At 55.8% G+C, this 1617-nt stretch carries 1 rRNA gene; it reads left to right on the forward strand.

Features of this window, described 5'->3' with window-relative positions:
* Nucleotides 1-1617 (forward strand): 23S ribosomal RNA (locus ACFVTD_RS20970); the annotation flags it as partial.

Raw genomic sequence — 1617 nt, forward strand, 5'->3', positions numbered from 1 at the left:
GTGACCCGTACCTGAACACATAGGGTGCGTGGGGGGAACGCGGGGAAGTGAAACATCTCAGTACCCGCAGGAAGAGAAAACAATAGTGATTCCGTTAGTAGTGGCGAGCGAACGCGGATCAGGCTAAACCGTTCCATGTGTGATAGCCGGCGGGCGTTGCATGGTCGGGGTTGTGGGACTTTCCGTACCAGTTCTGCCGGGCTGGTGGGGTGTGATGTGCGCGCATAGGTGAACGGTTTTGAAAGGCCGGCCAGAGAGGGTGTTAGTCCCGTAACCGTAATGTGTTTGTACCGCCTGTGAGAGTATCCCAAGTAGTACGGGGCCCGAGAAATCCCGTGCGAATCTGTCAGGACCACCTGATAAGCCTAAATACTCCCTAATGACCGATAGCGGACCAGTACCGTGAGGGAAAGGTGAAAAGTACCCCGGGAGGGGAGTGAAACAGTACCTGAAACCGTGTGCTTACAATCCGTCGGAGCAGCCTTGTAGTTGTGACGGCGTGCCTTTTGAAGAATGAGCCTGCGAGTTAGTGTTACGTCGCGAGGTTAACCCGTGTGGGGCAGCCGTAGCGAAAGCGAGTCTGAATAGGGCGTGTGAGTGGCGTGATCTAGACCCGAAGCGAAGTGATCTACCCATGGCCAGGTTGAAGCGACGGTAAGACGTCGTGGAGGACCGAACCCACTTCAGTTGAAAATGGAGGGGATGAGCTGTGGGTAGGGGTGAAAGGCCAATCAAACTTCGTGATAGCTGGTTCTCCCCGAAATGCATTTAGGTGCAGCGTTGCGTGTTTCTTGCTGGAGGTAGAGCTACTGGATGGCTAATGGGCCCTACAAGGTTACTGACGTCAGCCAAACTCCGAATGCCGGTAAGTGAGAGCGCAGCAGTGAGACTGTGGGGGATAAGCTTCATAGTCGAGAGGGAAACAGCCCAGACCACCAACTAAGGCCCCTAAGCGTGTGCTAAGTGGGAAAGGATGTGGAGTTGCCCAGACAACCAGGAGGTTGGCTTAGAAGCAGCCACCCTTAAAAGAGTGCGTAATAGCTCACTGGTCAAGTGATTCCGCGCCGACAATGTAGCGGGGCTCAAGTACACCGCCGAAGTTGTGGCATTCACACATGTTCTAAGCCGTCATGGTTCAGGAGTGTGGATGGGTAGGGGAGCGTCGTGTGGGCGGTGAAGCTGCGGTGTAAACCAGTGGTGGAGCCTACACGAGTGAGAATGCAGGCATGAGTAGCGAAAGACGGGTGAGAAACCCGTCCGCCGAATGATCAAGGGTTCCAGGGTCAAGCTAATCTGCCCTGGGTAAGTCGGGACCTAAGGCGAGGCCGACAGGCGTAGTCGATGGACAACGGGTTGATATTCCCGTACCGGCGAAAAACCGTCCATGTTGAACAGGGGATACTAACCGCCCGAAACCTGCCCGACACCCCTTGTGGGTGAAGGGTTTTGGTGGAGCGCGGGACCTGATCCTGGGAGGCAAGCGTATTAACAGGTGTGACGCAGGAAGGTAGCCGAGCCGGGCGATGGTTGTCCCGGTCTAAGGATGTAGGGCGAGTGGTAGGCAAATCCGCCACTCATGGTGCCTGAGATCTGATGGGACCCCCGTATGGGGGGATT

This window comes from Pseudarthrobacter sp. NPDC058119, from assembly GCF_042884655.1.
Lineage (GTDB): Bacteria > Actinomycetota > Actinomycetes > Actinomycetales > Micrococcaceae > Arthrobacter.